3 protein-coding genes are annotated in these 1,631 nt (G+C 53.5%); all 3 read left to right on the top strand.

From position 1 onward, the window contains the following. The coding region (locus tag FBQ85_30120) for a glycosyltransferase family 4 protein (GenBank protein ID MDL1879389.1) at positions 1 to 1,134 on the top strand (1,134 nt) is incomplete at its 5' end. 25 nt (positions 1,135 to 1,159) lie between these two features. After that, positions 1,160 to 1,402, top strand: a complete 243-nt coding sequence (locus tag FBQ85_30115; GenBank protein ID MDL1879388.1) for a hypothetical protein — start codon at positions 1,160 to 1,162, stop codon at positions 1,400 to 1,402. 33 nt (positions 1,403 to 1,435) lie between these two features. After that, a partial coding sequence (locus tag FBQ85_30110) for a glycerophosphodiester phosphodiesterase (GenBank protein MDL1879387.1) occupies positions 1,436 to 1,631 on the top strand: 196 nt, incomplete at its 3' end.

Genomic DNA, 1,631 nt, shown 5'->3' with positions numbered 1-1,631 from the left:
GTCAAAGCAATCGCTTACTATGCCTCTGATCAAAGCCTGCTGGATGAATTGGCAGAAACGCATATCATCCGCACCGGCTCACTTGACCCGGCGCGGCTGCTTTATTTGCTGCGCGGCAAAAGAGCGCCACAAAATTCCGGCGGTGCCGGCCGGGGCAATTTATTGTATTGGTTTCTCTTGCCCGATCCGCGCATTTTATGGATTCCGTTTGCGCTTTGGCGCGCCTGGCGCGAAATCCGGCGCCAGCAAATTCGTTTTATCGTAACCTCCGGTCCGCCGCATGCAAGCCATCTTGCCGGATGGTTGCTTTCCCGGATGTGCAACATTCGCTGGGTCAGCGATTTTCGCGACACCTGGCTGCGCGAAGAATTTTCGCAAGCGCCCACCAAAGTTCATCGCCTTTTGCAGCGGGCGATGGAACGATTCATTTTGAAGAATGCGCACGCTGTCACCGCTGTTTCGCCGGGACTCGCGGCGCAATTGCAGGAAACCGGCGGGCGCCCAGAGGGCACAACACATTATATCCCGCACGGCTATGATCACGAAGATTTTGCCGGGCAACCCAGAAGCAGCGACGGCCGTTTTTGCGTTTCTTATGTCGGCGCGCTTTCTCACATTCAAGACCCGCGGCCGTTGTTGCGCGGTTTTCGCGGTTTTGTTCAAACCGCACAACTCACTCCCGCTGAAGTTAAATTGCAATTCGTGGGCGCCGATCTTACCGGCAATTTGCATGATTGGATTGTACAACATGAGGTGCAAGCCTATGTTGACCTTGCCGGCTATTTGCCGCATGCCGCCGCCGTGCAAGAGATGAGGGCTGCTGATCTGTTGATTTTCCTCGCAAATCCCGGCACGGGAGAGACCATCATCCCGAGTAAAACGTTTGAATACCTGGCTGCCGGCAAACCCATTTTGTTGATCGGCGAGAAAATCGAGGGCGTGCAGTTTCTCCTGCAGCATGCGCATTGCCGCCACTGTGAATTTGATGCGATTGATGCTATCGTGCGCGCATTGCTGGCTTTTTATACAGAATTTCGCGCGGGCGCGCTGCCGGCGGTGGCGCCGCAGCCGTTGGAATTCTCGCGGCAACAGCAAGCCAAGCGCCTGGCTGAGATTATGATGGAACTGATTTGATTTTTCAGCATTACTGATAAAGCAATTGCCAGCAGAAAAATTTGGCATCAAAATACACAACACAAGCCGCAGGCGATCAGTTTTGAGCCGCGAATACACGCCAATGAACGCGAATAAAAAATTGCGCTTATGGGGGCAATTAGCGGTTTGCATTTTTTTACTTTTGTTGCGCTATGACTTAGAGCTGGCCCTGTTGCTGAGCGATTTTGTGATTATTTGCGCGTGGCTTCGCGACACGACGCTAACAGCTTTTGAAAGCTCTGATTGAATTTTCGCCGATTCATGTTATCTTTGTCAAAATATGAAAAATTTATTTCTGCAACGCTTGCGTGAAGCGCGACCGCTGAATATTGCGCATCGCGGGGCGCGCAGCCACGCGCCGGAGAATACCCTGGCCGCCTTCGAAGCGGCGCTCGCGCACGGCGCGGACGGCATTGAGTTCGACGTGCGCTTGTGCGGCTCACACGACTGGGTGGTGTTTCATGATCAGCGCTTAA

The sequence above is a fragment of the Cytophagia bacterium CHB2 genome (assembly GCA_030263535.1).
Taxonomy (GTDB): domain Bacteria; phylum Zhuqueibacterota; class Zhuqueibacteria; order Zhuqueibacterales; family Zhuqueibacteraceae; genus Coneutiohabitans.
Note: the sequence above shows the minus strand (reverse complement) of the source record. Positions and strands in the feature narration are given on the sequence as shown.